The 26,535-nt window shown below is 74.6% G+C and carries 23 protein-coding genes and 1 pseudogene; 7 read left to right on the forward strand and 17 right to left on the reverse strand.

The genetic code is table 11. The features are described from left to right. Positions 1-49 precede the first annotated feature (49 nt). Both ACPFP2_RS02660 and ACPFP2_RS02665 read left to right on the forward strand, forming a co-directional pair. Positions 50-1,570, forward strand: coding sequence for a YifB family Mg chelatase-like AAA ATPase (locus ACPFP2_RS02660; RefSeq protein WP_424085726.1), 1,521 nt, complete (start codon positions 50-52; stop codon positions 1,568-1,570). Beyond that, complete coding sequence (locus ACPFP2_RS02665) at positions 1,567-2,781, forward strand: DNA-processing protein DprA (RefSeq protein WP_424085728.1); 1,215 nt, start codon at positions 1,567-1,569, stop codon at positions 2,779-2,781. Before ACPFP2_RS02660 ends, ACPFP2_RS02665 begins: the two co-directional genes overlap by 4 nt. Positions 2,782-2,786: 5 nt before the next feature. On the opposite strand, the gene ACPFP2_RS02670 is transcribed toward ACPFP2_RS02665, so the two are convergent. Beyond that, complete coding sequence (locus ACPFP2_RS02670) at positions 2,787-3,122, reverse strand: hypothetical protein (protein WP_424085730.1); 336 nt, start codon at positions 3,120-3,122, stop codon at positions 2,787-2,789. A 305-nt stretch (positions 3,123-3,427) separates the two neighbouring features. Between ACPFP2_RS02670 and ACPFP2_RS02675 the strand changes: the two genes are divergently transcribed. Then, a complete protein-coding gene (locus tag ACPFP2_RS02675) occupies positions 3,428-4,492 on the forward strand; it encodes a tyrosine recombinase XerC (protein ID WP_424085732.1) in 1,065 nt (354 codons plus the stop codon). Between the two features lie 123 nt (positions 4,493-4,615). After that, positions 4,616-5,797 (forward strand): aminotransferase class V-fold PLP-dependent enzyme, encoded by a 1,182-nt coding sequence (locus tag ACPFP2_RS02680; protein WP_424085734.1) that lies wholly within the window; start codon positions 4,616-4,618, stop codon positions 5,795-5,797. Positions 5,798-6,001: 204 nt separating this feature from the next. Here ACPFP2_RS02680 and ACPFP2_RS02685 read toward each other — a convergent pair. Further along, a pseudogene (locus ACPFP2_RS02685) lies at positions 6,002-6,640 on the reverse strand (murein hydrolase activator EnvC family protein); the annotation flags it as partial. A 231-nt stretch (positions 6,641-6,871) separates the two neighbouring features. Between ACPFP2_RS02685 and ACPFP2_RS02690 the strand changes: the two are divergent. Beyond that, positions 6,872-7,978 carry a sulfite oxidase gene (locus ACPFP2_RS02690; RefSeq protein WP_424085736.1) on the forward strand — a complete coding sequence of 369 codons (1,107 nt, stop codon included), beginning with the start codon at positions 6,872-6,874 and terminating at the stop codon, positions 7,976-7,978. Between the two features lie 64 nt (positions 7,979-8,042). Here ACPFP2_RS02690 and ACPFP2_RS02695 read toward each other — a convergent pair whose 3' ends face one another. The 12 genes from ACPFP2_RS02695 to proS all read right to left on the reverse strand — a co-directional run bounded on the left by ACPFP2_RS02695 (position 8,043) and on the right by proS (position 16,312). After that, positions 8,043-8,366 carry a DUF2469 domain-containing protein gene (locus ACPFP2_RS02695; protein WP_007075222.1) on the reverse strand — a complete coding sequence of 108 codons (324 nt, stop codon included), beginning with the start codon at positions 8,364-8,366 and terminating at the stop codon, positions 8,043-8,045. Continuing rightward, on the reverse strand, positions 8,363-9,175 hold the full coding sequence (locus tag ACPFP2_RS02700) for a ribonuclease HII (protein WP_424085742.1): 813 nt from the start codon (positions 9,173-9,175) through the stop codon (positions 8,363-8,365). The genes ACPFP2_RS02695 and ACPFP2_RS02700 overlap by 4 nt, the downstream gene beginning before the upstream one ends. Next, positions 9,169-9,663, reverse strand: coding sequence for an NUDIX hydrolase (locus ACPFP2_RS02705; protein ID WP_424085744.1), 495 nt, complete (start codon positions 9,661-9,663; stop codon positions 9,169-9,171). Before ACPFP2_RS02705 ends, ACPFP2_RS02700 begins: the two co-directional genes overlap by 7 nt. Before the next feature lie 60 nt (positions 9,664-9,723). After that, positions 9,724-10,356 carry a signal peptidase I gene (lepB, locus tag ACPFP2_RS02710; RefSeq protein ID WP_424085746.1) on the reverse strand — a complete coding sequence of 211 codons (633 nt, stop codon included), beginning with the start codon at positions 10,354-10,356 and terminating at the stop codon, positions 9,724-9,726. Further along, entirely contained in the window at positions 10,353-11,237 is an 885-nt protein-coding gene (gene lepB / locus ACPFP2_RS02715) for a signal peptidase I (RefSeq protein ID WP_424085747.1), read from the reverse strand. The genes lepB (ACPFP2_RS02710) and lepB (ACPFP2_RS02715) overlap by 4 nt, the downstream gene beginning before the upstream one ends. A gap of 189 nt (positions 11,238-11,426) precedes the next feature. Continuing rightward, complete coding sequence (rplS, locus tag ACPFP2_RS02720; protein ID WP_424085749.1) at positions 11,427-11,786, reverse strand: 50S ribosomal protein L19; 360 nt, start codon at positions 11,784-11,786, stop codon at positions 11,427-11,429. A gap of 143 nt (positions 11,787-11,929) precedes the next feature. After that, entirely contained in the window at positions 11,930-12,718 is a 789-nt protein-coding gene (gene trmD, locus ACPFP2_RS02725; RefSeq protein ID WP_424085751.1) for a tRNA (guanosine(37)-N1)-methyltransferase TrmD, read from the reverse strand. 15 nt (positions 12,719-12,733) lie between these two features. Further along, positions 12,734-13,285: a ribosome maturation factor RimM gene (gene rimM / locus ACPFP2_RS02730; protein ID WP_424086316.1), complete on the reverse strand. Its 552-nt coding sequence runs from the start codon at positions 13,283-13,285 to the stop codon at positions 12,734-12,736. Positions 13,286-13,287: 2 nt separating this feature from the next. Beyond that, a complete protein-coding gene (locus ACPFP2_RS02735) occupies positions 13,288-13,548 on the reverse strand; it encodes an RNA-binding protein (protein WP_088970263.1) in 261 nt (86 codons plus the stop codon). Continuing rightward, the gene (gene rpsP, locus ACPFP2_RS02740) at positions 13,523-13,993 is read right to left on the reverse strand and encodes a 30S ribosomal protein S16 (RefSeq protein WP_424085753.1); all 471 of its coding nucleotides are present in this window, start codon (positions 13,991-13,993) and stop codon (positions 13,523-13,525) included. Before rpsP ends, ACPFP2_RS02735 begins: the two co-directional genes overlap by 26 nt. A 242-nt stretch (positions 13,994-14,235) precedes the next feature. Beyond that, positions 14,236-14,856 carry a DUF402 domain-containing protein gene (locus ACPFP2_RS02745; protein ID WP_424085755.1) on the reverse strand — a complete coding sequence of 207 codons (621 nt, stop codon included), beginning with the start codon at positions 14,854-14,856 and terminating at the stop codon, positions 14,236-14,238. Between the two features lie 49 nt (positions 14,857-14,905). Beyond that, entirely contained in the window at positions 14,906-16,312 is a 1,407-nt protein-coding gene (gene proS, locus ACPFP2_RS02750) for a proline--tRNA ligase (RefSeq protein WP_424085757.1), read from the reverse strand. 146 nt (positions 16,313-16,458) lie between these two features. Here proS and ACPFP2_RS02755 point away from each other — a divergent pair, with 146 nt between their 5' ends. Then, positions 16,459-17,061 (forward strand): TetR family transcriptional regulator, encoded by a 603-nt coding sequence (locus tag ACPFP2_RS02755; protein ID WP_424085759.1) that lies wholly within the window; start codon positions 16,459-16,461, stop codon positions 17,059-17,061. Positions 17,062-17,279: 218 nt separating this feature from the next. On the opposite strand, the gene ACPFP2_RS02760 is transcribed toward ACPFP2_RS02755, so the two are convergent. Next, positions 17,280-18,359 carry an amidohydrolase family protein gene (locus tag ACPFP2_RS02760; protein WP_424085761.1) on the reverse strand — a complete coding sequence of 360 codons (1,080 nt, stop codon included), beginning with the start codon at positions 18,357-18,359 and terminating at the stop codon, positions 17,280-17,282. 213 nt (positions 18,360-18,572) lie between these two features. Between ACPFP2_RS02760 and ACPFP2_RS02765 the strand changes: the two genes are divergently transcribed. Then, complete coding sequence (locus ACPFP2_RS02765; protein WP_424085763.1) at positions 18,573-22,148, forward strand: S8 family serine peptidase; 3,576 nt, start codon at positions 18,573-18,575, stop codon at positions 22,146-22,148. Between the two features lie 61 nt (positions 22,149-22,209). On the opposite strand, the gene ffh is transcribed toward ACPFP2_RS02765, so the two are convergent. Together ffh and ACPFP2_RS02775 are read right to left on the reverse strand one after the other, a co-directional pair. Then, a complete protein-coding gene (ffh, locus tag ACPFP2_RS02770; protein ID WP_424085765.1) occupies positions 22,210-23,760 on the reverse strand; it encodes a signal recognition particle protein in 1,551 nt (516 codons plus the stop codon). Between the two features lie 464 nt (positions 23,761-24,224). Continuing rightward, positions 24,225-26,528: a [protein-PII] uridylyltransferase gene (locus ACPFP2_RS02775; protein WP_424085767.1), complete on the reverse strand. Its 2,304-nt coding sequence runs from the start codon at positions 26,526-26,528 to the stop codon at positions 24,225-24,227. Between the last annotated feature and the right edge of the window lie 7 nt (positions 26,529-26,535).

The raw sequence follows: 26,535 nt of genomic DNA on the forward strand, positions 1-26,535 counted from the left end.
GGCAGGGAACGTCCCGGCTCGCGGGCCGGATCCGGTGCGGGGTGGCCCGGTGAGCTACGCCAAGGTGCTCTGCGTCGGGCTGGTCGGCGTCACCGGCCACCTCGTCGAGGTGGAGGCCGACCTGGCGCCCGGGCTGCCGGCGGTGGTGATCTCCGGGCTGCCCGACACCGCCCTGCACGAGTCACGGGACCGGGTACGCGCGGCGATCGTCAACTCCGGACAGCGCTGGCCCAACCGGCGGATCACCCTGAACCTGCTGCCCGCCACCATGCCCAAGTACGGCTCGGCGTTCGACCTGGCCATCGCGACCGCCGTGCTCGGCGGCTCCGGGGAGCTTCCCCTCGCCCCGCTCGACGGCGTGGTGATCCTCGGCGAGCTGGGCCTGGACGGCGCGGTCCGGCCGGTACGCGGGGTGCTGCCGATGGTCGCGGCGGCGGCCCGGGCCGGGTGGGACCGGGTCGTCGTCCCGGTGGGCAACGCCGCCGAAGCGGCGGTCATCCCGGGGATCCGGGTACGCGCGGTCGACACGCTGCACCGCCTCGTCGCGTACGTCCGCGACGGCAGCCCGCTGCTCGACCCGCCCGTCGACCTGCCGGAGCCCGACCCGGACGGGCCGGACCTGGCCGACGTCGCCGGGCAGGGGCTGGGCCGGCGGGCGCTGGAGGTGGCCGCCGCCGGTGGACACCACCTGGCGTTGCTGGGGCCGCCCGGCGCGGGCAAGACGATGCTGGCCGAGCGACTGCCGTCGATCCTGCCGGAGCTGGACGACGACGCGGCGCTGGAGGTCACCGCGCTGCACTCGATCGCCGGGCTGCTCCCGCCGGGCGGGCGGCTGCTGCGCCGCCCGCCGTTCCAGGCCCCGCACCACACCGCGACGGTGCCGTCGCTGGTCGGCGGAGGATCGGGGCTGGCCCGGCCGGGCGCGGTGTCGCTGGCCCACCGGGGCGTGCTCTTCCTCGACGAGGCGCCGGAGTTCAGCAAGGGCGCGCTGGAGGCGCTGCGCCAGCCCCTGGAGCACGGCCGCATCCAACTCGCCCGCAGCGGGGGCGGGACGGAGTACCCGGCCCGGACCCAGCTGGTGCTGGCGGCCAACCCGTGCCCGTGCGCCAAACCCTCGGGTGACGCGTACTGCGAGTGCAGCCCGCTCGCCCGGCGGCGCTACCTCGGCCGACTCTCCGGGCCGCTGCTCGACCGGATCGACGTGCAGGTGAAGCTGCTGCCGGTGCGGGCGGCGGAGCTGATGGAGGTGGCCCGGGCCGGCGAGTCGTCGGCCGGCGTCGCGGCCCGGGTCGCCCTCGCCCGGCGGGCGGCGGCCGCCCGTTGGGCCCCCGTCGGCCGCAAGCTCAACGCCGAGATCCCTGGCCCGTACCTGCGCCGGCCGCCCTGGCGGCTGCCGGTGCGCGACACCGCCGAGCTGCGCGGCCGGCTCGACTCCGGGTCGATCTCCGCCCGCGGCTTCGACCGGATCATCCGCCTGGCCTGGACGATCGCCGACCTGGACGGCCGGGACCGGCCGGGGCGCGAGGACGTGCTGGAGGCCATCCAACTGAGGACGGGGGAAGGGACATGAGCACCCGAGACGAGCGCCTGCTGGCCCGGGTGGCACTGACCTGGCTCACCGAGCCGGGCACCTGGTCGGTGCACCGGCTGGTGCAGCGGCTCGGCCCGGTGGCCGCGCTGGACCTGCTGCTCGACGGCGGCGCGCCGGAGAGGCGGCTGCGTGACGTGGTGGCCGCCCGTGGCGGGACGGGGGACGCGCGGGCGGTCGCCGGGGAGGCGCTCGCCCGCACCGAACGGGTGGGCGCCCGCCTCCTGACCCCGGAGGACGACGAGTGGCCGGCCCGGCTCGACGACCTGAGTCGACTGGTCCTCCCCGGCGCCAACCGGCGGGTCGACCTGGAGACCGCCCCGCCGCTCTGCTTCTGGGTACGCGGCTGCTGGCCGCTCGGCGAGACGCTGGACCGCTCCGTCGCGGTGGTCGGCGCGCGGGCCGCCACCGGGTACGGCGTGCACGTCGCCACCGAGATCGGATACGGGCTGGCCGAGCGGGACTGGGCGGTGGTCTCCGGCGGTGCGTTCGGCATCGACGCGGCGGCGCACCGGGGCGCGTTGACCGCCGGCGGGGTGACCGTCGCCGTGCTCGCCTGCGGTGTCGACCGCCCCTATCCGATGGGCAACGCGGCGCTGTTCGACCGGATCACCGACACCGGTCTGCTGGTCAGCGAATGGATGCCCGGGGCCGACCCGCTCCGGCCACGGTTCCTGATCCGCAACCGGGTCATCGCCGCCGCCACCCGGGGCACGGTGCTGGTCGAGGCGGCGGCCCGCAGCGGCGCGACGCAGACGCTGAACCGGGCGATCGCGATGGGTCGCCCCGCCATGATCGTGCCGGGGCCGGTGACCTCGGCGATGTCGGTCGGCGCGCACGAGTTGCTGCGCGAGCACTCGTCGACCCGGCTGGTGACCGGGGTGGCGCACGTGCTGGAGGAGGTGGGCCGGATCGGCTACGACCTGGCGCCACCGGCACGCGGGCCCGACCGCCCGGCCGACCTGCTCGACGACGAGGCCACACTGGTGCTGGAGTCACTGCCCCGGCGCGGAGTGCTCGGCGTCGACGCCCTCGCCGCCCGGGCCGGGGTGGACCTGCGTACGGCGATGCGCAAGCTCAGCCTGCTGGAGGAGCTGGCGATGGTGATCCGCCGGGACGGCGGGTACGCCCTGGCGCCTCCTGCGAAGCCGGCCGGCGCCCCGGTCGCCCCGCCGCCCGGAGCGCAGGGATGACCGGCTCAGTCCCCCTCGAAACGGATCTCCAGGTCACGCTCGTGTGCGCACCGCCGGACCAGCGTCGCCACCCGGCTGAGCTGGGCGGTCTCCGCCGGGGTGCGGGCCACCTCGGCCAGGCGGCCCAGTTCGGCGAGCAGGTCGGCCGCCCGTTCCGCGCCGACCACCAGTTCACCGAGCGGGTCGATCCGGTCCAGGGTGGGGGTGTGTCCACCGCCCCGGCCCCGTTTCACCAGGTCGAGCAGGAGGTCGTCGGGGTCGGCCACCACCTGCGCCGCCACCGGGGACGGCCGGCGACTCTGGCCGCGCACCAACCGGTAGAGGACGACGTCCAGGCCCATGAGAGTCCCCCTCCTCCCGTCGACGGCACGTCCCGGCGTCGAGACGCCGGCGCGATCACCGTCCCTTCCCCCAGTCTCCCCGCCCGCGCCGGCCCAGGCCAGGGCCGATCCCGTACGACAGGACGCCGTGGCGCGCCGGTGCCCCCACGCCGGCTGCCGACGCGGGCGGGGTCACCCCGTACGGACGCGCGGGATCGGTGTCCTGCCGGCACGGGCGGGCCCGCCTAGGCTGAGCGGATGCGGGGCGGGAGTGACACGCCGGGGCGGGGTCCGACGGCCGGGCCACCGAGACCGTGGGGCGGGCGATGACGGTCGGCGGGCGGGACACCCGTGCCCGGCACGCCGCGCTGCCACCGGCGATGCGGGAGGCGGTGGACGACTTCGCCGACCATCTGGCCCGGGTACGCAGCCGCTCCGCGCACACCGTGCGGGCGTACGTCGCCGACGTCGTCTCCCTCCTCGACCACGCCGTACGGGCGGGGTGCGCCGCGCCGGCCGAGGTGGACCTGGCGGTCATCCGGAGCTGGCTGGCGAAGCAGCGCACCATGGGGGCGGCCCGGACGTCGCTGGCCCGCCGCGCGGCGGCGGCCCGCACCTTCAGCGCCTGGGCGCACCGCAGCGGACTGCTCGCCACGGACGTGGCCGCCGCGCTGGCCAGTCCCCGGGCGCACCGGGAGTTGCCCACCGTGCTCCGCGCCGACCAGGCCGCCGCCCTGGTCGAGGCCCCGGCCCGACCGTTCGAGGAGCCGGGGACGGCGGTCCCGTCCACCGCTGCGGCCCCGCCGCCGGTGCCGCAGAGCCGCTCGGCGCGGGCCGACGAGTCCGGTCCTCCCGCTCCACCGTCACCCGCGCACGGCCCCGACGAGGCGGTGCGGCTGCGCGACCGGGTCCTGCTCGAACTGCTCTACGGCACCGGGGTACGGGTCAGCGAGGCGTGCGGGTTGGACGTCGCCGACGTCGACCAGGGCCGGCGGGTGGTGCGGGTCCTCGGCAAGGGCAACCGGGAGCGGTCCGTGCCGTACGGGGTGCCGGCGCAACGGGCGATCGACGACTGGCTGCGCCGCGGCCGGCCCGCCCTGGCCGGACCGGGCTCCGGGGACGCGCTGCTGCTCGGCGCGAAGGGCGGTCGGCTGAACCCGACGACCGCGCGCCGGATCGTTCGCGGGTACGCCGACGACCTCGGGCTGCCCCGGGTCAGCCCGCACGGGCTGCGCCACTCGGCGGCGACTCACCTGCTGGAGGGCGGGGCGGACCTGCGGGCCGTGCAGGAGTTGCTCGGGCACTCGTCGCTCGGCAGCACCCAGATCTACACCCACGTCTCCGTGGAGCGGCTGCGGGCGGCGTACCGCCAGGCCCATCCCCGCGCCTGACCCTCACGCCGTCGCGGGCCGTCGCCCCGGCCGTTGCCGTGGCCACGGATCCGGCCCGGCCCGGGGACGGTGGCGAGCCGGTGAACCGATGAGGGTTGATCCGTCGGCGGATACGATCACGGGGTGACCGTCGCCCGGCCGCCCGAGCCGATCCCCGGGGCCCGACTGCTCTTCTCGCTCGACCCGGCGGTCAGCTACCTCAACCACGGCGCGTTCGGCGCGGTGCCGGTGAACGTGCAGCGGACCCAGCAGCGGCTGCGCGACGAGATGGAGGCCAACCCGCTGCGCTTCTTCACCCAGGGGCTGGTCGACCGGATAACGCACACCCGGCGACACCTGGCCGCCTTCCTCGGCGCCGACCCGCACGGCACCGCGTTGGTGGGCAACGCCACGACCGGCGTGGCGGTGGTGCTCCAGTCGATCGGCCTGCGTCCCGGCGACGAGGTGCTCACCACCGACCACGGGTACGGGGCGGTCGACTTCTCCATCGCCCGCGAGTGCCGCCGCACCGGCGCGGCCACCCGGGCGTTGCGGGTGCCGCTGGCCGCCACCGACGAGGACATCGTGCGGATCGTGCGGGACGGGTTGCGGCCCGGCCGGACCCGGCTGCTCGTGGTCGACCAGCTCACCTCGCCCACCGCGCGGCTCTTCCCGGTCGCGGCCATCGTCGGCGTGGCCCGGGAGCGGGGCGTGCCGGTGCTGGTGGACGGAGCGCACGCGCCCGGCATGCTCCCGGTCGACGTGACCGCGGTCGGCGCCGACTTCTGGGTGGGCAACCTGCACAAGTGGGGGTACGCCCCCCGGGGCACCGCCGTGCTGGTGGTCGCAGCGCCGTGGCGGGAGCGGATCGAACCGCTGGTGGTCTCCTGGGAGCAGGGCGCCGGCTTCCCCGGCAACGTGGAGTGGCAGGCCACCCTCGACTACACGAGCTGGCTGAGCGCGCCGGCCGGACTGTTCACCCTGCGCGGTCTCGGGCTCGACCGGGTCCGCGCGCACAACGCCGAGTTGGCCGCGTACGGGCAGCGGGTGCTCGGGGAGGCGCTCGGGGTCGCGCCGGCCGACCTGCCGGACCCGGGCGGGCCGGCGGTCGCCATGCGGGTCGTCCCCCTGCCGCCGGGTGTCGCCACCACCCTCGACGCCGCCCGCGCCCTGCGGGCCCGGATCGCCGAGCGGCTCGCCGCGGAGGTGTCGGTGGCCGGCTGGAACGGTCGTGGCTGGCTACGGCTCTGCGGTCAGGTCTACAACTCCCCCGACGAGTACGAGCGGCTGGCCGCCGGACTGCCCGCGCTGCTCGCCCGGGGCTGACCCGGCGCGCTCACCACGGTGCCCGCACCGGCAGGCCGACCCTCGGCGCCGCTCGGTGACGCCGGCCCACGGGTCCGGGGTGACCATGAGTGGGACGGGCGCGGCGAGGCCACCGGCCGACGGGGTGACCGTGAGGGGGACGAGGGTGACGAGACCACCGGCACCGGGACCACCCGGCGACGGCACGGCGGCGGAGCCCTGCGCGACCGGCAGCAACCGGACCCGGCCGAGCCCCAGCAGCGCCAGCGGGTCGAGGTAGTCCGGTCCGCGCCGCAACCCCCAGTGCAGGCAGCCCGCCGTCGCGCAGGCCGGATGCCCGCCGAGCAGGACGCCCAGCGGCGCGCCGGCCGGGACCGGGTCGCCGGGGCGTACGTCGGGGCGCACCGGCTCGTAGGTGGTGCGCAGGCCCGCCGCGTGGCCCACGGTGACCACCGGCCGGCCGGCGACCATTCCGGCGAAGAGCACCGTGCCGTGCCCGGCGGCGCGCACGGTGGCCCCGGGACCGGCGGCCAGGTCCACCCCGCGGTGGCCCGGCAGCCACGGCTGCGGCGGCGGGTCGAAGCGCCGCACCAAGCAGGGTGCGCCGTCGAGCGGCCAGCGGAACTCCGGGAGGAGTCCTGCCCCGGCCGGTGACCCGGTCGTGGCCGTCGCTGCCGGCGGCCCGGCCGCCGCCGCGGTGGCGACGGCCGAGGCTGCCCCGAGTGTCACCGTCCCGACGGCGTGCGCCGCCGTCCGGGTCGTCGGGGCGGGCGCTGCACCGCCCGCGCGGGCCGGAGCGCCGGGGGCCCCGAGGACCAGCAGGGCCGCCCACCACGCCGTCGCCCGCCACAGCTGTCGTCGCATGCCGCCAGCATGCCGGCGACCAGGGGTCCCCGACCCGGACAAGCCGTCCGCTGTGGACGACGACGTCGCCTGTGGAGAACCCCCGGACGGGCCGTCGGCCTGCTATGGGCGCCGGGCGCCGGATCCCGGCGCTGACGAGCGGACGCCCGGTGATGATCGCCGGAGGCGGCCGGGGAGTCGGTGACGGACTAGGCTGGGCGCGGGTGTCGAGGGCAGGACCGGGAGGCCGTCATGACCACGGTGGGCGAGGTGAGCAGCCCCTCTCGGGTGGCCGGCCCGGACGAGGCGATCAGCGCCGAGGAGCTCCGGCTCGCGGCGCGCAACCACGGCATCCCGCTGGAGGCGCTGCGCTACGACGTGACCCCGGCCGGCCTGCACTACCTGCTCATCCACTACGACATCCCGGACGTCGACCCGGCGACGCACACGCTGACCGTGGACGGCGCCGTCGCGCGTCCGCTCACCCTCGACTTGGCGGCGCTGCGGGAGCGTCCGAGGGTGACCCACCGGGTGACGCTGGAGTGCGCGGGCAACGGGCGGGCGCTGCTGCACCCGCGGCCGGTGAGCCAGCCCTGGCTGGTGGAGGCGGTCGGCAACGCGGAGTGGACGGGCACCCCGCTGGCGCCGTTGCTGCGCGAGGCCGGCGTCGCGCCGGAGGCGGTGGACGTGGTCTTCACCGGCGCGGACCACGGCGTCGAGCGCGGTGTCGAGCAGGACTACCAGCGTGCCCTGCCGGTCGCCGACGCGCTGCGCGAGGAGGTGCTGCTGGCGTACGAGATGAACGGCGCTGCGCTGCTGCCGCAGCACGGCGCTCCGCTGCGGCTGATCGTGCCCGGCTGGTACGGCATGGCGCACGTGAAGTGGCTGCGCGGCATCACCGTGTCGACCGAGGAGTTCACCGGTTACCAGAACGCGGTGGCCTACCGGCTGCGCCGGGACGCCGACGACCCGGGCGAGCCGGTGACCCGGATCGAGCCCCGGGCGCTGGTCCGCCCGCCCGGTTTCCCGGACTTCATGTCGCGTACCCGGGTGCTGCGGCCGGGGCCGTGCACGGTGGACGGTCGGGCCTGGTCCGGGCACGCGCCGGTCACCTCGGTGGAGGTGACCACCGATGGTGGGGTGAGCTGGGCACCGGCCATCCTGGACGTTGCCGTCGGCGGCGACTGGTCGTGGCGGCGTTGGCGATTCGAGTGGTCGCCCGAGCCGGGCCGCTACGTCCTGGGGGCGCGGGCGACCGACGCGTCGGGGCGGACCCAGCCGGTCGAGCAGCCGTGGAACCGGGGTGGCTTCGCCAACAACCTGGTGCAGCGGGTGGAGGTCGTGGTCCTCGCGGAGTGACCCGGCCGGCTCTCGTCCGACGACCGGCGGGTGGGGGACGCCGGCGGGACGGGTGGGGACCGGGTCAGCCGCCGAAGCCGGAGTCGGCGGGGAGGGAGATGTCGGGCTTCTCCAGCTCCTCGACGTTGACGTCCTTGAACGTCATCACCCGGACATTCTTGACGAAACGGGCGGGGCGGTACATGTCCCACACCCAGGCGTCGTGCATCTCGACCTCGAAGTAGACCTCGCCGTCGGAGTTGCGCACGTGCAGATCCACCTGATTGGCGAGGTAGAAACGGCGCTCCGTCTCCACCACGTAGGAGAACTGGCGGACAATGTCGCGGTACTCCCGGTAGAGCTGCAGCTCCATCTCGGTCTCGTACTTCTCGAGATCTTCCGCGCTCATCGCACTCCGCCTTCCATGACCACATCTTCCCCCACCGGCGCGAGAGGCCGAGGCTGCTCGCCCAACGCCACGCCGACGGTACCCCCTGACGCCCCCGCGCGCTCCATCGGCTCGGGTGCGGGCCGGCCGACCGGCCGCCGGGCGCGGGGCGGGGCCCCGTCACGGCCGGAGACGACGGCCACGTTGACGTACGAGAAGCGGTGCTCGACGCACGGACCGAGCCCGCGCAGCGCCTCGGTGTGCTCCGCCGTGATGTACCCCTTGTGCTCGGCGAAGCCGTAGCCCGGGTACCGCCCGTCCAGCTCCACCATGATCCGGTCCCGGGTGACCTTGGCGAGCACGCTGGCCGCCGCCACGCACGCGGCCACCCGGTCGCCCTTCCACACCGCCAGCCCCGGGACGTCCAGGCCGTCCACCCCGAAGCCGTCGGTCAGCACGTACTCCGGGCGGGTGGCCAGCGACGCGAGCGCCCGGCGCATGGCGGCCAGGTTGCACACGTGCAGGCCCCGCGCGTCGACCTCCTCGGCCGGGATGACCACCACCGCGTACGCCAGCGCCCGGGCGACGACCTCGTCGTACACCCGCTCCCGGCTCGCCGCGGTGAGCAGCTTGGAGTCGGCCAGCCCCTCGATCTCGCCCCGCCGCCCCTCGGGCAGGATCGCGGCGGCGGCGACCAGCGGGCCCGCGCACGCGCCCCGGCCGGCCTCGTCGGCGCCGGCCACGTGCCGGAAGCCCCGCCGTTGCAGGGCCCGCTCCAGCGCGTAGAGCCCGCCGTCGCGGCGTACCACGGTGCGCGGAGGCGTCAGCACGACGCACCTCCGCGCGGGCCGCCGGCCGACGGCGTCGCGGCGAGGGTCCGGGCCAGCAGCGCCGGCAGGTCCGCCGGGTAGTACCGCTCGTCGGTGGCGGCCAGCTCGTCGGGCGTCCACCACCGGTGCCCGGAGACGCTGGCCCGCTCGATCGCGTCGAAGCCCGCCGTGTCCACCTCCCAGGACGCCACCCGGACCAGGAAGAACTCCTGCTCCTGGCGGTACCAGACCCCGTCGAAGGGGAACTCGACCGTCTCCGACCAGACCGGCTCGCCCAGTTCGGCCGGGCCGAGCCGCAGCCCGGTCTCCTCGGCCAGCTCGCGGGCCGCCCCCTCGGCCGGGGTTTCCCCGGGGTCGAGCCCGCCGCCCGGCGTGAACCAGTACCGGTGGTCGGGGCGGGCCGGGTCCCGGCCGCTGAAGAGCAGCGTCCGGCCGCCCGCGTCGACGAGCAGCACCCGGGCCGCGCGGCGAGGGGTGTAGACGGTCACGGCCCCCAGCCTGCCAGACACCGGGGACCGTCGGCCACGCCCGGGGCGGCCTCGTGACCGCTAGGGGTTGGGGATCGCCTCGAACGGCTTCGGCACGCTGAGCCAGGTGGCCCGGCTCACCGGCCAGAACACCGTGAACGCGCGGCCGACGACCTGGTCCTCGGGGATGGTCGCCTCGGTGACGTCCTGGCCGGACTGCTGCCAGTGCTCCAGCGAGTCGCCGGAGGCGGAGCGGTGGTCGCCCATCACCCAGAGCCGCCCCTGCGGGACCCGGATGTCGAACTCCTGGTCGGCGGGCTTGTCCTGCTCGCCGTCGACGGAGTAGATGTACGGCTCGTCGAGCTGCTTGCCGTTGATCACGAGCTTGCCGGCGTCGCAGCAGACCACGTGGTCGCCGCCGACGCCGATGACCCGCTTGATGAAGTCCTCGCCGTCGGCGTTGCCGCTCCACGTGGTCGGCGCCTTGAAGACCACCACCTCGCCGCGCTCGGGCGAGCGGAAGTCGTAGACCAACTTGTTGACCAGCACCCGATCGTCGATCTGGAGGGTGTTCTCCATCGACGGTGAGGGAATGAAGAAGGTCTGCAGCACGAAGGCGCGGACCAGCACCGCCACCAGGATCGCGACACCCAGCAGGATGGGCAGCTCCTTCCAGAAGGAGCTGCGGGGCTTGTCGGTCTGCTCGTCAATCACGGGTGGAGCCTACGTCGCCGGGCACCGAGGGATCGTCCGGAACGCGCGAGAACAGACATCAGCCCCGTCATCGGGAGGACGAGGGCGACACCGCCCACGGGAGTCGGTTCGGCGGGCGGCGGCGGGTCGGCCGGCGCCGCCGCCGGACGGGAGATCGCGTCGAAGGTCGCCGGCACCGGCAGCGACGTCCACCGTTGCGACGGCCAGACCACCATGAACGCCCGGCCCACCACGTTGTCGATCGGCACCGGGCCCTGGCAGCGGGCGTCCTGGGAGACCAGCCGGTGGTCGCCCATCACGAAGATCTGGCCCGGCGGGACCACGACCTCCTCGAAGCGCCGCGACCGGCACTCGCGCGGGTTGGGCGGCACGTCCAGCGGCGAGTTGCGGATCACGTACGGCTCGTCGAGCGGGATGCCGTTGACCAGCACCCGCCCCTGGTCGTCGCAGCACTTCACCCGGTCGCCCGGGACGCCGATGACCCGTTTGATGAAGTCCTTCTCGCCGGGGCGGCTCACCCCGACCAGGTCACCGAGGGTACGGCCGAGCTTGCCGACGAAATCCGGCGGCGGGCCGGGCGTCTCCTGCGCGACCCACCGGTCGGTGCCACGGAACACGACCACCTCGCCGCGCACCGGGTCACGGACGTCGTAGACGACCTTGTTGACCAGCACCCGGTCGCCGATGAGGAGGGTGTCCTCCATCGAGCCGGACGGGATGAAGAAGGCCTGGAGCAGGAAGGTGCGGATCAGCACGGCCAGGCAGAACGCCACGACCAGCAGCAGCGGCAGCTCCTGCCAGAGCGGCATCTGCCGGCGGGTGCGCCGGGTACGCCGACGCCAGGGATCGACTGTGCCGTCCGAGTCAAGCACCTGCACCACGCCACTCCCCGGTCCGCAGAAACGACACTACCGCCCGGGAGCCTCGTCGAGGCCCCACGGGCGGTAGTGGACATTCGCATACCGTGACCACCGTCGCGGCGTCGCTGCCCTCCTGCGCCCGTACGACCAGGGTAGTGCGATCTGGTCGATACGACATGTGCGCAGTTCAGGCGGCGCGGCGAGCGGACGTCAGCTCGCCGGCTGCTTCTCGCGCAGCTCCTTGATCTTGGCCTTCTTGCCGCGCAGCTCGCGCAGGTAGTAGAGCTTGGCGCGACGGACGTCACCGCGGGTCACGATCTCGATCCGGTCGATGCCCGGGCCGTTGAGCGGGTAGGTCCGCTCCACACCCACACCGAAGCTGACCTTGCGGACCGAGAAGGTCTCGCGCAGACCGTCACCCTGGCGGCGGATGACGACGCCCTGGAAGATCTGGACACGGGACCGGTTGCCCTCGACGACCCGCGCGTGCACCTTCACGGTGTCACCGGCACGGAACTCGGGAAGGTCGGTCCGCTTCGACTGGGCGTCAAGGGCGTCCAGGATGTTCATCGCTGCGTCCTCGTGAGGCTCACGGCGCACCGTCACTCGGTGCGCGGATGGGTGATTCTGACCCCCGGGTGGTGGCCGGCGACGCCGACCCCGGTCGAGGGCCCTCGCAACCGCCCACGGCGTGAGCGGATGCGGCAACCCCCCTACTTTGCCACATCCCCCGGCGGCAGCTGAAATCCGGCCCGGCCCAGCGTCGCGACGTCCCGTTTGTCGAGGCTCTCCGGGGGCAGCGCGGCGATCATGTCGGGCCGCCGGTCCGCCGTCCGGGTCAGCGCCTCGTCCCGCCGCCACCGGGCGATCCGGCCGTGGTCGCCGGAGCGGAGCACCTCCGGAACCTCCAGCCCGCGCCAGGTCGCCGGCTTGGTGTACATCGGCGCTTCCAGCAGCCCGTGGGCGTGCGACTCCTCGTCCAACGAGCCGGCGTTGCCGAGGACCCCGGGCAGCAGCCGGGTGACCGCCTCCAGGATCACCAGCACCGCCACCTCGCCGCCGAAGAGCACGTAGTCGCCGAGGGAGACCTCGGTGACCCGCATCCGGGTGGCGGCGTGGTCGAGCACCCGCTGGTCGATGCCCTCGTACCGGCCGCAGGCGAAGAGCAGGTGCGACTCGGCGGCCAGTTCGTGGGCCATCGCCTGGGTGAACGGGACGCCGGCCGGGGAGGGCACCAGCAGCCGGGGCAGGGTGTGCCCGTCCGGGCTGAGCTCGTCGGGGGCCAGGGCGTCCAGGGCCTCGCCCCAGGGCTCCGGCCGCATCACCATGCCGGGCCCGCCGCCGTAGGGCGTGTCGTCGACCGTGCGGTGCACGTCGCGGGTCCAGGTCCGCAGATCGTGTACGGCCAGCCGGAGCGTCCCGTTCGCCCGGGCCTTGCCGATCAGCGACAGGTCCAGCGGGGCGAAGTACTCCGGGAAGATCGACACGACGTCGACGCGCATGCGGTGGCTTTCGGTCTAGAGGTCGAGCAGACCGGCCGGCAGGTCGACCACGACGCGACCGCCGGCGAGATCCACCTCGGGCACGATCGCCTTGACGAACGGGATGAGCGCGGTCCGCCCCTCGGGGCGCCGCAGGACGAGCAGGTCGGAGGCCGGAGCGTGGTCGATCCGGGCCACCTCGCCCAGCCGTTCCCCGTCCGGGGTGACCACGGCGAGGCCGACCAGCTGGTGGTCGTTCCACTCCTCGGGGTCCTCCGGCGGGGCGACGTCGGCGCTGTCCACCCCGAGCAGGGTGCCGCGCAGCTCCTCGGCGACGTCGCGGTCGTGCACGCCCTCGAAGGCGACCAGCATCCGCCCCTGGTGGAAGCGGGCGAACTCGATCACCAACTCCGGCGGGACCTGGAACTGCTCGCCCGGACCGGGCGCCGGGGCGGCGGGGGTGGCCCCAGGCACGGTGCGCAGCACCGTGCCTGGGGCGAACCGTGCTTCGGGCTCGTCGGTCCGCACCTCCACGGTGACCTCACCGCGGATGCCGTGCGGTTTGCCGACCCTGCCGACGATGAGCAGCATCAGTACGAGTCGACGATGTCGACGCGTACCCCGCGTCCACCGATGGAGCCGATCACCTGGCGCAGCGCCTTGGCGGTCCGGCCGGACCGCCCGATCACGGTGCCGAGGTCCTCGGGGTGCACGCGGACTTCCAGCCGCTTGCCCCGACGGGAGTCGACCATGCGGACGCGCACGTCGTCCGGGTGGTCGACGATGCCCTTGACCAGGTGCTCCAGCGCGGGACGCAGTGCCACGTCAGGCCTGCTCACCGGCGTCGGCAGTAGCGGCCGGGGCCTCGGCCGGAGCCTCGGTCTTCGGCGCCTCGGCCGGAGCCTCGGCCTTGGCGGCCTTCTTGGCCGGCTTGGCGGCCGGAGCCTCGGCCAGGCCGGCGGCGGCCTTCGCCTCGGCCTCGTACGCCGCCTTGCGGTCGGCCCGCTCCGGGGCGACCTTCAGCGGTGGCGGGGCCGGCAGGCCCTTGAACTTCTGCCAGTCACCGGTCAGCTCCAGCAGACGCTGCACGGCCTCGCTCGGCTGCGCGCCGACGGAGAGCCAGTACTGGACCCGGTCCGACTTGACCTCGATCACCGAAGGGTCTTCCTTCGGCTGGTACACGCCGACGAACTCGATCGCACGACCGTCACGCTTGGTACGCGAGTCGGCGATGACGATGCGGTACTGCGGGTTGCGGATCTTACCCATCCGCAGGAGCCGGATCTTTACGGCCACAGTTGTTTCGCTCCTGTTGCGATCTCACCGGCCCGGACGGGCGGTGTGCACGGGTGAGCGCCGACCGGCACAGTGGGGTTTGGGCCGGAGACTGCTCGGTGGACTGGCGACGCGCCCGGGTTAGAGGGCGCCGGACGCGCGCCGGATACCAGCGCCCCATTCTGCCAGATCCGTCGCCGATCGCTCACACCGGACCCGGACACCACGCCCGGGTCCGGTGCCGCCGTGACGGGGAACACCCCTCAGCGCACCGGGGGGCGGTCCCAGCCGGGCGGCAGTCCGTCCGGTACGTCCCAGTCCGCCGGCGGCGTGAAGTCGCACCAGGTGCCGTCGAACGGGAAGGCGCCCTTCTCGGCGAGGGCGATCACCCGCTCCCCCTCGGCGCGGACCGCCGCCTCGTCGGCCACCCAGTAGTGCTCGGGGAAGGCGATCCGCTCGGCGAACTCGTCCTCGTCCTTCCACTCCCAGCTGAGGTCGGGGTGGACCACCACGTCGAGGTCCTGGTCGACCATGTCCACCCCGGCGACCGGGCCGTCGTCCCATCGGACGCTGGGCTCCTCCAGGTTGACGTACCAGTTGTTGAACCGGCCCTCGGCGTCGCGGAACCACCAGACCGAGTGGGCGGCCCCGGCGGGGATGAACTTCAGCAGCGGCGGGCCGTTCCACCGGCCCTGCGCCAGGCGGTAGGACGAGGTGATCCACTCGGCGAAGGGCATCGCCCGCATGCCGAGGCCCGCCTCGGTGACCTCGTGCGCCACCGGGGTGTCCCGGGCGACCCAGAGCAGCAGGCCGCGCTCGTCGTCGCTGACCACCCGGCCCGGCCGGACCCAACCGATCCGGCCGCGCCGCACGTTCCGGTGCATGATCAACCGACCCGGCGCGAACCGGTCGGCGGGACCGTCCGGGCCCACCTCAGTAGGCGCGGGCCAGGATGGCGACCAGGTCCGGTTCGTCCTCGGAGTCCGGCACCGAGCCGTCGGCGCGCAGCAGGCAGCGTACGGTCACGCCCTGCCCGTTCGCCTCGGCCTCGCCGGCCACGCCGACCGCCGACCACGGCACCCGGGCCCAGCCGGTGGCCGCCGCCTCGATCGCCTCGGCCAGCGTGGCGACCTCGACGGTGCGCGACTCGCGGTGGGCCAGGGCCTGGTCGTGCAGCGCCTTCTGGTCGGCCTCCAGGGCCGCGAGGACCGCGCCGACCACGTCCGCCACCGGGGTGGGGGCCTTCGAGCCGTCCGTACGCCGGACCACCACCGCGTTGCCGGCGGCCAGGTCGCGGGGGCCGACCTCGACGCGTACCGGATAGCCGCGCAGCTCGGCGTCGACGGCCCGGCGGCCGAACGGGGTGTCGGTGCGGTCGTCGAGCGCGACCCGCACGCCCGCGTCGCGCAACGCGTCGCGCAGCTTGGCCGCCGCCTCGCCGACGCCCTCGCCGGCCTTGACCACCATCACGTACGCCTGGACCGGCGCCAGCTTCGGCGGCACCCGCAGGCCGTTGTCGTCGCCGTGCGCCATGATCAGGCCGCCGAGCATCCGGGTGGAGGTGCCCCAGGAGGTCGTCCAGGCGTGCTCCCGGCCGCCCTCGGCGGAGGAGTAGCTGATGTCGAACGCCTTGGCGAAGTTCTGCCCCAGCTCGTGGCTGGTGCCGAGCTGCAGCGCCTTGCCGTCGCCCATCATGCCTTCGCAGGTGTAGGTGGCGGTCGCGCCGGCGAAGCGCTCCCGGGCGGTCTTCAGGCCGACCACCACCGGGATGCCCAGCACGTTGACCATCAGGTCCTCGTACGCCTCGTGCAGGATCCGCCGCGCGTAGGCGCGGGCGTCCTCCCGGGTGGCGTGCGCGGTGTGCCCCTCCTGCCAGAGGAACTCGCTGGTACGCAGGAAGATCCGCGGGCGCAGCTCCCAGCGGACCACATTGGCCCACTGGTTGAGCAGCAGCGGCAGGTCCCGGTACGAGTCGATCCACTTGGCCATGAACTCGCCGATCACCGTCTCGCTGGTGGGGCGCACCACCACCGGCTCGGCGAGCTGCTTGCCACCGCCGTGGGTGACCACGGCCAACTCCGGCGAGAAGCCCTCGACGTGCTCGGCCTCGCGCTTGAGGTAGCTCTCCGGGATGAAGAGCGGGAAGTAGGCGTTCTCCGCGCCGGCCGCCTTGATCCGGGCGTCCATCTCGGCCTGCATCCGCTCCCAGATGGCGTAGCCGGCCGGTCGGATCACCATGGTCCCCCGGACCGGGCCGTTGTCGGCCAGCTTCGCCTTGGCGATGAGGTCCTGGTACCAGCGGGGAAAGTCCTCCGCACGGGGAGTGAGCACGCGTGCCATGACCGCACATCCTATGCGCCGGTCCGGTCGTCGCCGCGCCCGGGCGGCCCGCCGCCGTGTCACGTCGCCGACGGATCCGCACCCGCCGCCGCTCGGGCCGGTGGGGACGGTCGGCGGGCGCCGGCCGACCGTAGACTTCGACCACCATGGGTGAGCCGAGGGACTCCGCGCGGCAGCGGATGCGTGACGCGATCGTGGACGCCGCCCGCGCCCGTACCGTGGCCGCCGGCTGGGACGCGGTACGGATGGGTGGCGTGGCCACCGTCGCCGGGGTGAGCCGGCAGACCGTCTACAACGAGTTCGGCAGCAAGGCGGGGCTGGCCGAGGCGCTGGCCCGGCGCGAGGTGGACCGGTTCGTCGCCGAGGTACGCGGGGCACTCGACGCGCACGGCGACGACGTGCGGGCCGGCGCGTACGCGGCGATCCGGCACACGCTCGCCTCGGCGGCGGACAACCCGCTGGTCAAGGCGATCCTCACCAGCGCCCGGGGCGGCTCGGACGAGCTGCTGCCCTACCTGACCACCCGTGCCGAGCTGGTGCTCACCGAGTCGTCGGACGCGCTGCTGGAGTGGGCGGGCCGGCACCTGCCCGACGCCGACCCTGCGGCGCTGGCGTTCGCCGCCGACACCGTCGTCCGCCTGGTGGTCAGCCACATCGTGCTGCCGCAGGCCCCGGTCGACGACACCGCCGAGGCCCTCGCCGGCCTGGCCGTGCACCTCTTCCTCTCCGCCACCCGCCCCACCCCCTGACCCACGCCCCCGCCCGCCCACGCCCCACGCCCCAGATCCGCGCACTTTCAGAGAATGAGTGCCTATCCGACGCGAAATAGGCACTCATTCTCTGAAAATGCAGTCGCGAGGGACGCGGGCGCGGGGGGCCAGGCGCGAGGACGCGAGCGCGAGGGGGCGCAGGCGCGCGGGGTCGAGGGGGCACGGGCGCGAGGGGACGCGGGCGCGAGGGGTGGGGGTCAGCGCAGGACGTGGCCGCGGAGGACGATGCGGGAGGGGGTGCGTACGACGCGCAGGTCGGCGCGCGGGTCCTCGGGGTAGACGGTGAGGTCGGCGAGGCCGCCCTCGACCAGGCCGGGGAAGCCGAGCCACTGGCGCCCCCGCCACGACGCGGCGGCCAGCACGTCCAGCGGGGACATGCCGGCCTGCTCGTGCAGGAGCAGCATCTCCTCGGCGGCGAGGCCGTGGTCGATGCCGCCGCCCGCGTCGGTGCCCACGTAGATCGGCACCCCCGCCTCGTACGCGGCCCGGACCACCTCGGGGAAGCGGTCGCGCAGGGCGATCATGTGGTCGGCGTACCCGGGGAACTTGGCGCGGGCCTGGTCGGCGATGCCGCCGAAGGTCCGGATGTTGATCATCGTGGGGACCAGCGCGGTGCCCTGCCGCGCCATCAGGTCGATCAGGTCGAGGCTCAGCCCGGTGCCGTGCTCGACCGAGTCCACCCCGGCGCGCACCATGATCTCGACGGCCGACTCGCTGAAGGTGTGCACCGCGGCGCGCGCACCGGCGGCGTGCGCGGCGGCGACGGCCGCGGCCATGGTGTCGGCGTCCCAGGACGGGGCGAGGTCGCCGACGCCCCGGTCGATCCAGTCGCCGACCAGCTTGACCCAGCCGTTGCCGGCCGCGGCCTGCGCGGCGACCGTCGTGGCCACCTCGGCCGCGCCGACCTCCACGCCGATGTCGCGCAGGTAGCGCTTGGGCGGGGCGACGTGCCGGCCGGCGCGGGCCAGTCGCGGCAGGTCCGGCTCGTCGTCGAGTTCCGGGTACGGGTACGGCGAGCCGGCGTCGCGGATGGCGAGCACCCCCGCGTCGGCGTCGGTGCGGGCCAGTTCGCGGGCCTGGTCGAGCGAGGTCACCGGCGCGCCACCGCGGGCGATGCCGATGTGGCAGTGCGCGTCGATCAGGCCGGGCAGCACGAAGCCGCCGTCGGAGACGGTCTGCGCGCCGGGCACCGGTTCGAAGGTGACCCGGTCGCCGACCAGCCAGAGATCCCGGACCTCGTCGTCCGGCAGGAGCACACCGCGCACATGCAGAGCCATGTGCACAGTCCTACCGGATGGGCGGGTGGCGCGCGTGGCCCACTACCGGAAACGACGCTGCGTGACGGAGTGCTCACAGATCACCGGAACACCTGATTGACAGATCTATTTATTTAAGCACGTCTTGATGAAGGGATTCTTCGGTCGCAGGATGCGGGGAAGCCGCTCATCCCGGCTTCTTCGCATCCTCGCCTCACCGAAGGAGCGTCCAGAGTGACACCACGACGATGGCGTACGGCGACGATCGGCCTCGCGGTCGGCCTCGCCCTCCCGCTCGGCGCCGCCGGCCCCGCCCCCGCCGCCCCCGACGACACCGGGGCGGCGGCCCGGGCCACGGCGGTCGCCGCCAAGGCCGATCCGAAGGTCCGCGAGCGGATCGGCAAGGACGGCAAGACCACCTTCTGGGTCTTCCTCGACAGCCGGGCCGACCTGGCCGGTGCGGCGAAGCTGCGCCGCAAGGAGGAGAAGGCGGCCTTCGTGCTCGAGGCCAAGACCCGCCACGCCGAGCGCAGCCAGGCCGGGCTGCGCTCCCTGCTCGCCGGGAAGAAGGCCGACTTCACCCCGTTCTGGCTCGCCAACACCGTCCAGGTCACCGGGGACGCGGCGCTGCTGGCCGACATCGCGGTACGCCCCGAGGTCGCCGAGATCCTCGCCGACGACCCGGTGGACATCCCCGAGCCGCTGCCCGGCCAGGTCGTCCCCGACCTCGACGGGGTCGAGTGGAACATCGACCGGATCAACGCCCCCCGGGTCTGGGACGAGCTGGGCGTCCGGGGCGAGGGCATCGTCGTGGCCAACATCGACAGCGGGGTGAACTACACCCACCCGGCGGTCGCCGCGAGCTACCGGGGCCGGCAGGCCGACGGCAGCTACGACCACAACTACCACTGGTTCGACCCGGCCGGGGTCTGCGGCACCGCCGCGCCCTGCGACAACAACGACCACGGCACCCACACCATGGGCACCATGGTCGGCCTGGACGGCGCCAACGTCGTCGGCGTCGCCCCCGGCGCGCGGTGGATCGCCGCGAAGGGCTGCGAGAGCAGCTCCTGCTCCCGCGCCTCGCTGCTCGCCGCCGGCCAGTGGATCGTCGCCCCCACCGACCTCACCGGGGCCGGCCCCCGACCGGACCTCGCCCCGGACGTGGTGAACAACTCCTGGGGCTCCAACGCCTACGACCCCTGGTACACCGAGACCGTGTCGTCCTGGGTGGCCGCCGGCATCTTCCCGGCGTTCTCCAACGGCAACAACGGGCCGGGCTGCGCCACCGCCGGCAGCCCCGGGTCGTACGCGATCAGCTACGCCTCCGGCGCGTTCGACGTCAACGACGCCATCGCCGGGTTCTCCAGCCGGGGCGCCGGGGAGAACGGCCAGATCAAGCCGGACATCGCCGCCCCCGGCGTGAACGTCCGCTCGGCGACCCGCACCGGCTACGGGGCGTTCAGCGGCACCTCGATGGCCTCCCCGCACACCGCCGCCACCGTGGCGCTGATGTGGTCCGCCTCGCCCGCCATCCAGGGCGACGTCGCCGCCACCCGCAGCCTCCTCGACGACACGGCGATCGACGTGGACGCCACCACCTGCGGCGGCACCGCCGACGACAACAACGTCTTCGGCGAGGGCCGGCTCGACGCGTACGCGGCGGTGACCGCCAGCCCACGCGGCGCGCTCGGCGCGCTCGGCGGCCGGATCGTCTCGGCCGGCGAAGGCCTCGCCGGGGCGACCGTGACCGTGACCGGCCCGATGAGCCGCACCGGCGTCTCCACCACCGACGGCGGGTACGCGTTCGACCGGCTGATGGTCGGCGAGTACACGGTGACCGTCGCCAAGTTCGGCTACCTGACCGCGACCGCCACGGTGACCGTCACCGAGAACCAGACCGTGACCCGGGACATCGAGGTCACCCGGGCGCCGTCGGGCACGCTCAGCGGCACGGTGTCCACCACCGCCGGCCCGGCCGCGGGCGCGACGGTGACCGTGGCGGGCACCCCGCTGACCGCGACCGCGGACGACGCCGGACGCTACCACCTGGTGGTGCCGCACGGCTCGTACGAGGTGCGCTTCGCGCACAGCTACCGCTGCGCGGACCCGGTCACCCGTACCGCGGACGTCGGCGGGGACCTCACCCTCGACGTCGCCCTGCCGGACCGGGTGGACGGCTTCGGCTACGCCTGCGGCGCGGCCGGTGGCTCCTTCGTCAGCGGCACGGAGCTGATGCCGCTGACCGGGGACGACAAGACCGTCCCGGTCACGCTCCCCTTCCGGGTGCCGCTGTACGGCAAGTCGTACCGGCAGGCGTGGGTGAGCACCAACGGGGTGCTGGGCTTCGGCACCGCCTCCTCCAGTCGGGCGAACACGGACCTGCCGAACACCGCCGACCCGGACCTGGCCCTCTTCCCGCTCTGGGACGACCTGTACGTGGAGGCCGACTCGGGCGTGCACACGGCCGTCGTGGGCGCGAAGCCGAACCGCACCTTCGTGGTGGAGTGGCGCAACGTGTCGTTCTTCGCCAGCCGCTCCTCGCGGGTGACGTTCAGCGCCGCGATCAGCGAGGACGGCACCGTCACCTACCGGTACGCCGACGTGGACGGCACCGGTGTGGAGACCGGCACCGGGGCCACCATCGGGTTGGAGAACGCCGACGGCACCGTCGGGTTCGCGTACTCGTACAACAGCTCGGCGATCACCGACGGCGCCGCGATCGCGTTCCGGCCCACCCGCAGCGCGGTGGTCTCCGGCGTGGTCACCGACGCCAACGACGGCCTGCCGGTGGCCGGCGCGACGGTCACCGCGCGGGTCGGGGACGCCGGTGTCTCCGACGCCACGGACGCCGACGGCGGGTACCTGATCCAGGCGCCGGCCGGTGCGGTCGCGCTGGGCGTCGCGGCGCCGCACTACGAGACGGGGTCGGCCACCGCGACGCTCGACCCGGGGGCGGTCGCGACCCGCTCGCTCGCGCTGCGCACCGCCCGGGTCGGCTCGGCGGTCACGGACCTGACCGTGGTCGCCGCGGCCGGGCAGACCCGGGACCGGCAGATCGGCCTGACCAACACCGGCTCGCTCGACACCGACGTCACGGTCACCGAGCTGGCCGCCGACGGCTCCCCCGCCGACCTGGGGTGGCTCAGCCTGACCGGCACGACCGGCACGCTGGCCGCCGGTGGCGGACGGCACACCGTCGGCGTCGCCGTCGACACCAGCGGACTGGCGCCGGGCAGCTGGCACCGGGCGAAGGTGCAGGTGGCCTCGGCCAGCGGCCGCCGGCCGACGACCGTCGTCGGAGTGACCGTGGTGGTGCCGAGCCAGGTGCTGGCGGTCGACGCGGGCGGCACCGGCGCCCGCACCGACGTCGAGGGGCAGACCTGGTCACCGGACGGGGCCTGGACCGCGGGCGGGGCCGGCTGGCTGGGCAACTCCAGCCGGCAGTCGACCAACACGACGATCACCGGTACGAACGACCCGGCCCGCTTCGCCACCCTGCGCGAGGGCATGTACGAGTACCGGGTGGACGGGCTGGCCGACGGCTTCTACACGGTGGAGCTCGACTTCGCCGAGGTACGCCGACAGGCCCCGGACAAGCGGGTCTTCGACGTGCTGGTCGAGGGCCAGGAGGTGCTGCCGTCGCTGGACGTGGCCGCCGAGGCGGGCAGCTTCGCCGCGGTGAGCCGGTCGTACACCGTCCGGGTGAGCGACGGCCAGCTCAACGTGCGGTTCGTGACCCACACCGGGTTCGGCAAGCCGATCGTCAACGCGCTGCGGGTGACCGACCGGCCCGACCTGACCCCGTGACCGACTGACGGACGGGCGGGGCCCGGCCGGTGTACCGGCCGGGCCCCGTCGCGTACGCGCCTCAGCGGGGGCGGTTGTCGCCCTTGCCGAGCTTGTTGAAGTCGATCTTCGGGAGCTTGAAGCCGGGCGGCAGGCCCTGCCCGCCGGCCAGGTCGCCCGGGTCCATGCCCGGCGGGAGCTGCGGCATGCCGCCCGGGAATCCACCCGGCATCCCCGCGCCGGTACGCGGCCGGTTGCCGCCCTTGGTGCCCTTGCGCTTGTTCTTCGGCGACTTGGTCGCCTTGCGCCGGCCGCCACCGGGCAGGCCCATCATGCCGCCCATCTGCTTCATCATCTTCTGCGCGTCGGCGAAGCGGTTGAGCAGCTGGTTGACGTCCATCACGGTGACGCCGGAGCCGTTGGCGATGCGGGCCCGGCGGGAGCCGTTGATGATCTTCGGGTTGGTCCGCTCGGCCGGGGTCATCGACCGGATGATCGCGGTGACCCGGTCGAAGTGCTTGTCGTCCAGCTCGGAGAGCTGGTCCTTCATCTGCCCCATGCCGGGCATCATGGCCAGCACGTTGGCGATCGGGCCCATCCGCCGGACCGCGATGAGCTGGTCGAGGAAGTCCTCCAGGGTGAACTGCTCGCCGCCCATCAGCTTGGCGGTCATCTTCTCCTTCTGATCGGTGTCGAAGGCCTGCTCGGCCTGCTCGATCAGAGTGAGGACGTCGCCCATGCCGAGGATCCGGCTGGCCATCCGGTCGGGGTGGAAGACGTCGAAGTCCTCCAGCTTCTCGCCGGTGGAGGCGAAGAGGATCGGCTGGCCGGTGACCTCCCGCACCGACAGCGCGGCGCCACCGCGGGCGTCGCCGTCGAGCTTGGAGAGGACCACGCCGGTGATGCCGACGCCGTCGCGGAACGCCTCGGCGGTCCGTACGGCGTCCTGACCGACCATCGCGTCGATGACGAAGATGACCTCGTCCGGCTGGACGGCGTCGCGGATGTCGGCGGCCTGCTGCATCATCTCGGCGTCGATGCCGAGGCGGCCGGCGGTGTCGACGATGACGATGTCCCGGGCGGCCCGCCGGGCGTGCTCGATCGAGGCGCGGGCGACCTGCACCGGATCGCCGGTGCCGTTGCCGGGCTCCGGGGCGTACACCTCGACGCCGGCCCGACCGCCGAGCACCTGGAGCTGCCCGACGGCGTTGGGGCGCTGGAGGTCGGCGGCGACCAGCAGCGGCTGGTGGCCCTGGGCCTTGAGCCAGCGGGCCAGCTTGCCGGCGAGGGTGGTCTTGCCGGAGCCCTGGAGGCCGGCGAGCATGATCACCGTCGGCGACTGCTTGGCGAACTGGAGCCGCCGTCCCTCGCCACCGAGGACGTTGATCAGCTCGTCGTTGACGATCTTGACGATCTGCTGGGCCGGGTTCAGCGCCTGGGAGACCTCGGCCCCGCGCGCCCGCTCCTTGACGTTCGCGATGAAGCCCTTGACCACCGGCAGCGCGACGTCCGCCTCCAGCAGCGCCATGCGGATCTCGCGCGCGGTGGCGTCGATGTCGGCGTCGGTGAGCCGACCCTTGCCGCGGAGCTTGGTGAAGATCCCGGAGAGGCGGTCACTCAAGGTGTCAAACACGCGAACATCCCGTTTGTCGTTTTTCCGGCGGGCACAACGCGGCCGGGCAGGTGTCCAGCCACCGCTAGGGTAGCCCGCCGTCCGCAGCCGCGCTCCGGCCCAGCCACCGCGGCACCCTCCGACCGCGCCGGCGAGCACGCATCGGCCACCCCGACATGCGCCGAGTCCGCCCGTCGCACGCTACCGACCTGATCGCATGGATGGATCGTCCTGGACGAGACGCCGGCCGGAGATGGTCAGCGGCTCGCCGTACCGGTCGAGCACGACGGCATCGGAAGCGACCGGAGCCGGGCGATCCACTCATGCGATCAGGTCGGTAGCGTCGCACCACCACCCCCGGTCTCCCCCGGGTCCGGCATCGAGACCGCCCGCGGCGCTCACCGGGCGAACTCACGCCGGCCACCCGGTACGACCTCCGACCGCGACACCCGGGCAGCACAGCCGCCGGCCATCACCGGGCGCCCTCAGACGGCGGCCAGCACGGCGGCCTCCAGGCGAGCCCGCTCCGCGTCGTCCGGCCAACCGCCGACCAGGTAGAACACGTCCACCACGTCGCCGCCGAGGGTGGAGATGCGGGCCGCCCGCACGTGCGCGCCGGCCTCGTCCAGGGCGCAGGTCACCCGATACAGCAGGCCGGCCGCGTCGGCGGCGCGCAACTCCAGCAGCACGGCGTGGGTGGCGGCCTCCCGGTGCCAGACCACCCGCGGCGCGGCCCCCTCACTCCGCGCCGCGAGGGCCCGGCCGCGCAGTCGCTGGGTGACCGAGACGTCCCCGTTGACGGCGCGACGCAGGTCCGCGCCGAGCGCGATCGGGTCGGGCGCGAGGCCGTAACGCGGCTGCACCCGGCACTCGACCAGCGCCCGGCCGTCGACCGTGGAGGCGTCCGCGGCGAGCACCTCCAGCCGGTGCAGGGCCAGGCAACCGGCCACCGTCGCGAGCAGGCCCCGCCGGTCCGCCGCGGCCACCGACACCCGGTCCCCGCTCAGGTGTACGACCGGCAGCGGGCCTGCCACCAACGCCGGGTCCGGGGCCGGTGGCGGGGGCACCACCCCGGTGTCGAGCGCGGTACGGACCCGGGCGACCAGTTCGGCGACCAGCCGGCCCTTCCAGTCCGACCAGGCGGCCGGGCCGGTGGCCGCCGCGTCGGCGCGGACCAGGGCGTGCAGCAGGTCCAGGGTGGTGGTGTCGCCGACCTTCGCGGCCACCCCGGCGACCGTCTTCGGGTCCGACAGGTCCCGCCGGGTGGCCACGTCGGGCAGCAACAGGTGCAGCCGGACCAGCGTGCCGATCAGCGCCGCCTCCGGCTCCGGCAGGCCGATCCGGGCCGCCACCGCCTCGGCGATCGGCGCGCCCACCGTGCTGTGGTCTCCGACGATTCCCTTGCCGATGTCGTGCAGGAACGCGCCGAGCAGCAGCAGGTCGGGGCGGTCCACCTCGCGGGTGTGCCGGCTCGCCTCGTACGCGGTCTGCACCAGGTGCCGGTCCAGGGTGAACCGGTGCACCGGGTTGTGCTGGGGCAGGCTGCGCAGCCGGGTCCACTCCGGCAGCCAGCCGTCGATCAGGCCGTACCGGTCGCAGGTCTCCCAGGCGGGCACCAGCCCGGGACCGGCCCCGAGCAGGGTGATCAGCGCGGCGCGGGCCTCCGGCGGCCAGGGCGACGGCAGCGGCGGGCAGTACGCGGCGAGCCACTCGCAGGTGGCCCGGGCGATGGGCAGCCGGGTGGTGGCCGCGGCGGCGGCGATCCGCAGCGACAGGCTCGGGTCGGGGCGGGCGCCGATGGCGGTCCGGGCGAGCACCAGCTCCCCGTCGTGCTCGACGACGTCCCGGGCGACCGGTCGGCGCACCGGGCGGCCGTCGGCGCCCCGGCGGCGGCCGGCGCGCAGCCGGTCGGCGGCCCGCCAGGCGTCGTCGAGGGCGTGGCGGACCGTGCGGGCGTCCCCGGCGACCCGGCGCAGCAGGGCGTCGCCGTCGTGCCCGACGCCGTCCGGCCCACCCTCGCCCGGCGGCGGCCGGAGGCCGAGCAGCGCGGCCACCCCGTCCCGCTCCTGCGCGACCAGCCGGTCGACGCGCCGACCGACCTGCTGGTGCAGGGCGTCGCGGGCGTCCAGCAGCCGCAGGTGGGCGGCGCGGACGGCGGGACGCAGCGCGTCGGTGACCCCGGCGCCGGCGATGGCCCGCAGGATGCCCACGTCCCGCAGGCCGCCGGCCGCCTCCTTGAGGTCACCTTCGAGCAGGAAGGCCAACTCCCCGTGGGTACGCCAGCGGACCTCGGTGATCTCCCGCAGCTCGGGCAGCCGGCGCACGGCGGTCCGCCGCCAGTGGTCGGCGGCCGTGCGGACCAGCGCGTCGGCGAGTGCGCGGTCCCCCGCCACGTACCGCGCGTCGAGCAGGGCCAGGGCCACCTTGACGTCGTCCTGGGCCACCGACAGCGCCTCGGCCAGGGTGCGCACCGAGTGGTCCAGCCGCACCCCGGCGTCCCAGACCGGGTACCACAGCGACGCGGCCAGCTCTTCCACGCCGGCCACCCCGGCGTGCAGCAGCACCAGGTCGAGGTCGCCGTACGGGGCGCACTGCCGCCGGCCCAGGCCGCCGACCGCGACCAGCGCGATCCCGTCCCGCGCGGGCAACAGCGACCCGAGCCAGGCGTCGTACCCTTCCGCACGCCGGGCCCGGGCCGCCTCCCCGATGCCGCCGACCCCGTCGACCGCAGCGCCCGTGTCGGTGAAGCCGGGGGTGTCCGACGCGGTGCTCCTGGTCGACGGGGTCATGAGCGGG

The sequence above is a fragment of the Micromonospora citrea genome (assembly GCF_049629545.1).
GTDB classification, from domain to species: Bacteria; Actinomycetota; Actinomycetes; order Mycobacteriales; family Micromonosporaceae; genus Micromonospora; species Micromonospora citrea_A.

Bases quoted from the DNA above. Each gene is read 5' to 3' on its own strand.
- trmD (WP_424085751.1), bottom strand. From the start codon at position 12,718: ATGCGCGTCGACGTCGTGTCGATCTTCCCGGAGTACTTCGCCCCGCTG.
- rplS (WP_424085749.1), bottom strand. From the start codon at position 11,786: ATGAACATCCTGGACGCCCTTGACGCCCAGTCGAAGCGGACCGACCTT.
- ACPFP2_RS02755 (WP_424085759.1), top strand. From the start codon at position 16,459: ATGGGTGAGCCGAGGGACTCCGCGCGGCAGCGGATGCGTGACGCGATC.
- ACPFP2_RS02675 (WP_424085732.1), top strand. From the start codon at position 3,428: ATGACGGTCGGCGGGCGGGACACCCGTGCCCGGCACGCCGCGCTGCCA.
- ACPFP2_RS02665 (WP_424085728.1), top strand. From the start codon at position 1,567: ATGAGCACCCGAGACGAGCGCCTGCTGGCCCGGGTGGCACTGACCTGG.
- ACPFP2_RS02695 (WP_007075222.1), bottom strand. From the start codon at position 8,366: ATGAGCGCGGAAGATCTCGAGAAGTACGAGACCGAGATGGAGCTGCAG.
- ACPFP2_RS02670 (WP_424085730.1), bottom strand. From the start codon at position 3,122: ATGGGCCTGGACGTCGTCCTCTACCGGTTGGTGCGCGGCCAGAGTCGC.
- proS (WP_424085757.1), bottom strand. From the start codon at position 16,312: ATGGCACGCGTGCTCACTCCCCGTGCGGAGGACTTTCCCCGCTGGTAC.
- ACPFP2_RS02775 (WP_424085767.1), bottom strand. From the start codon at position 26,528: ATGACCCCGTCGACCAGGAGCACCGCGTCGGACACCCCCGGCTTCACC.
- ACPFP2_RS02745 (WP_424085755.1), bottom strand. From the start codon at position 14,856: ATGCACCGGAACGTGCGGCGCGGCCGGATCGGTTGGGTCCGGCCGGGC.
- ACPFP2_RS02760 (WP_424085761.1), bottom strand. From the start codon at position 18,359: ATGGCTCTGCATGTGCGCGGTGTGCTCCTGCCGGACGACGAGGTCCGG.
- ACPFP2_RS02690 (WP_424085736.1), top strand. From the start codon at position 6,872: ATGACCACGGTGGGCGAGGTGAGCAGCCCCTCTCGGGTGGCCGGCCCG.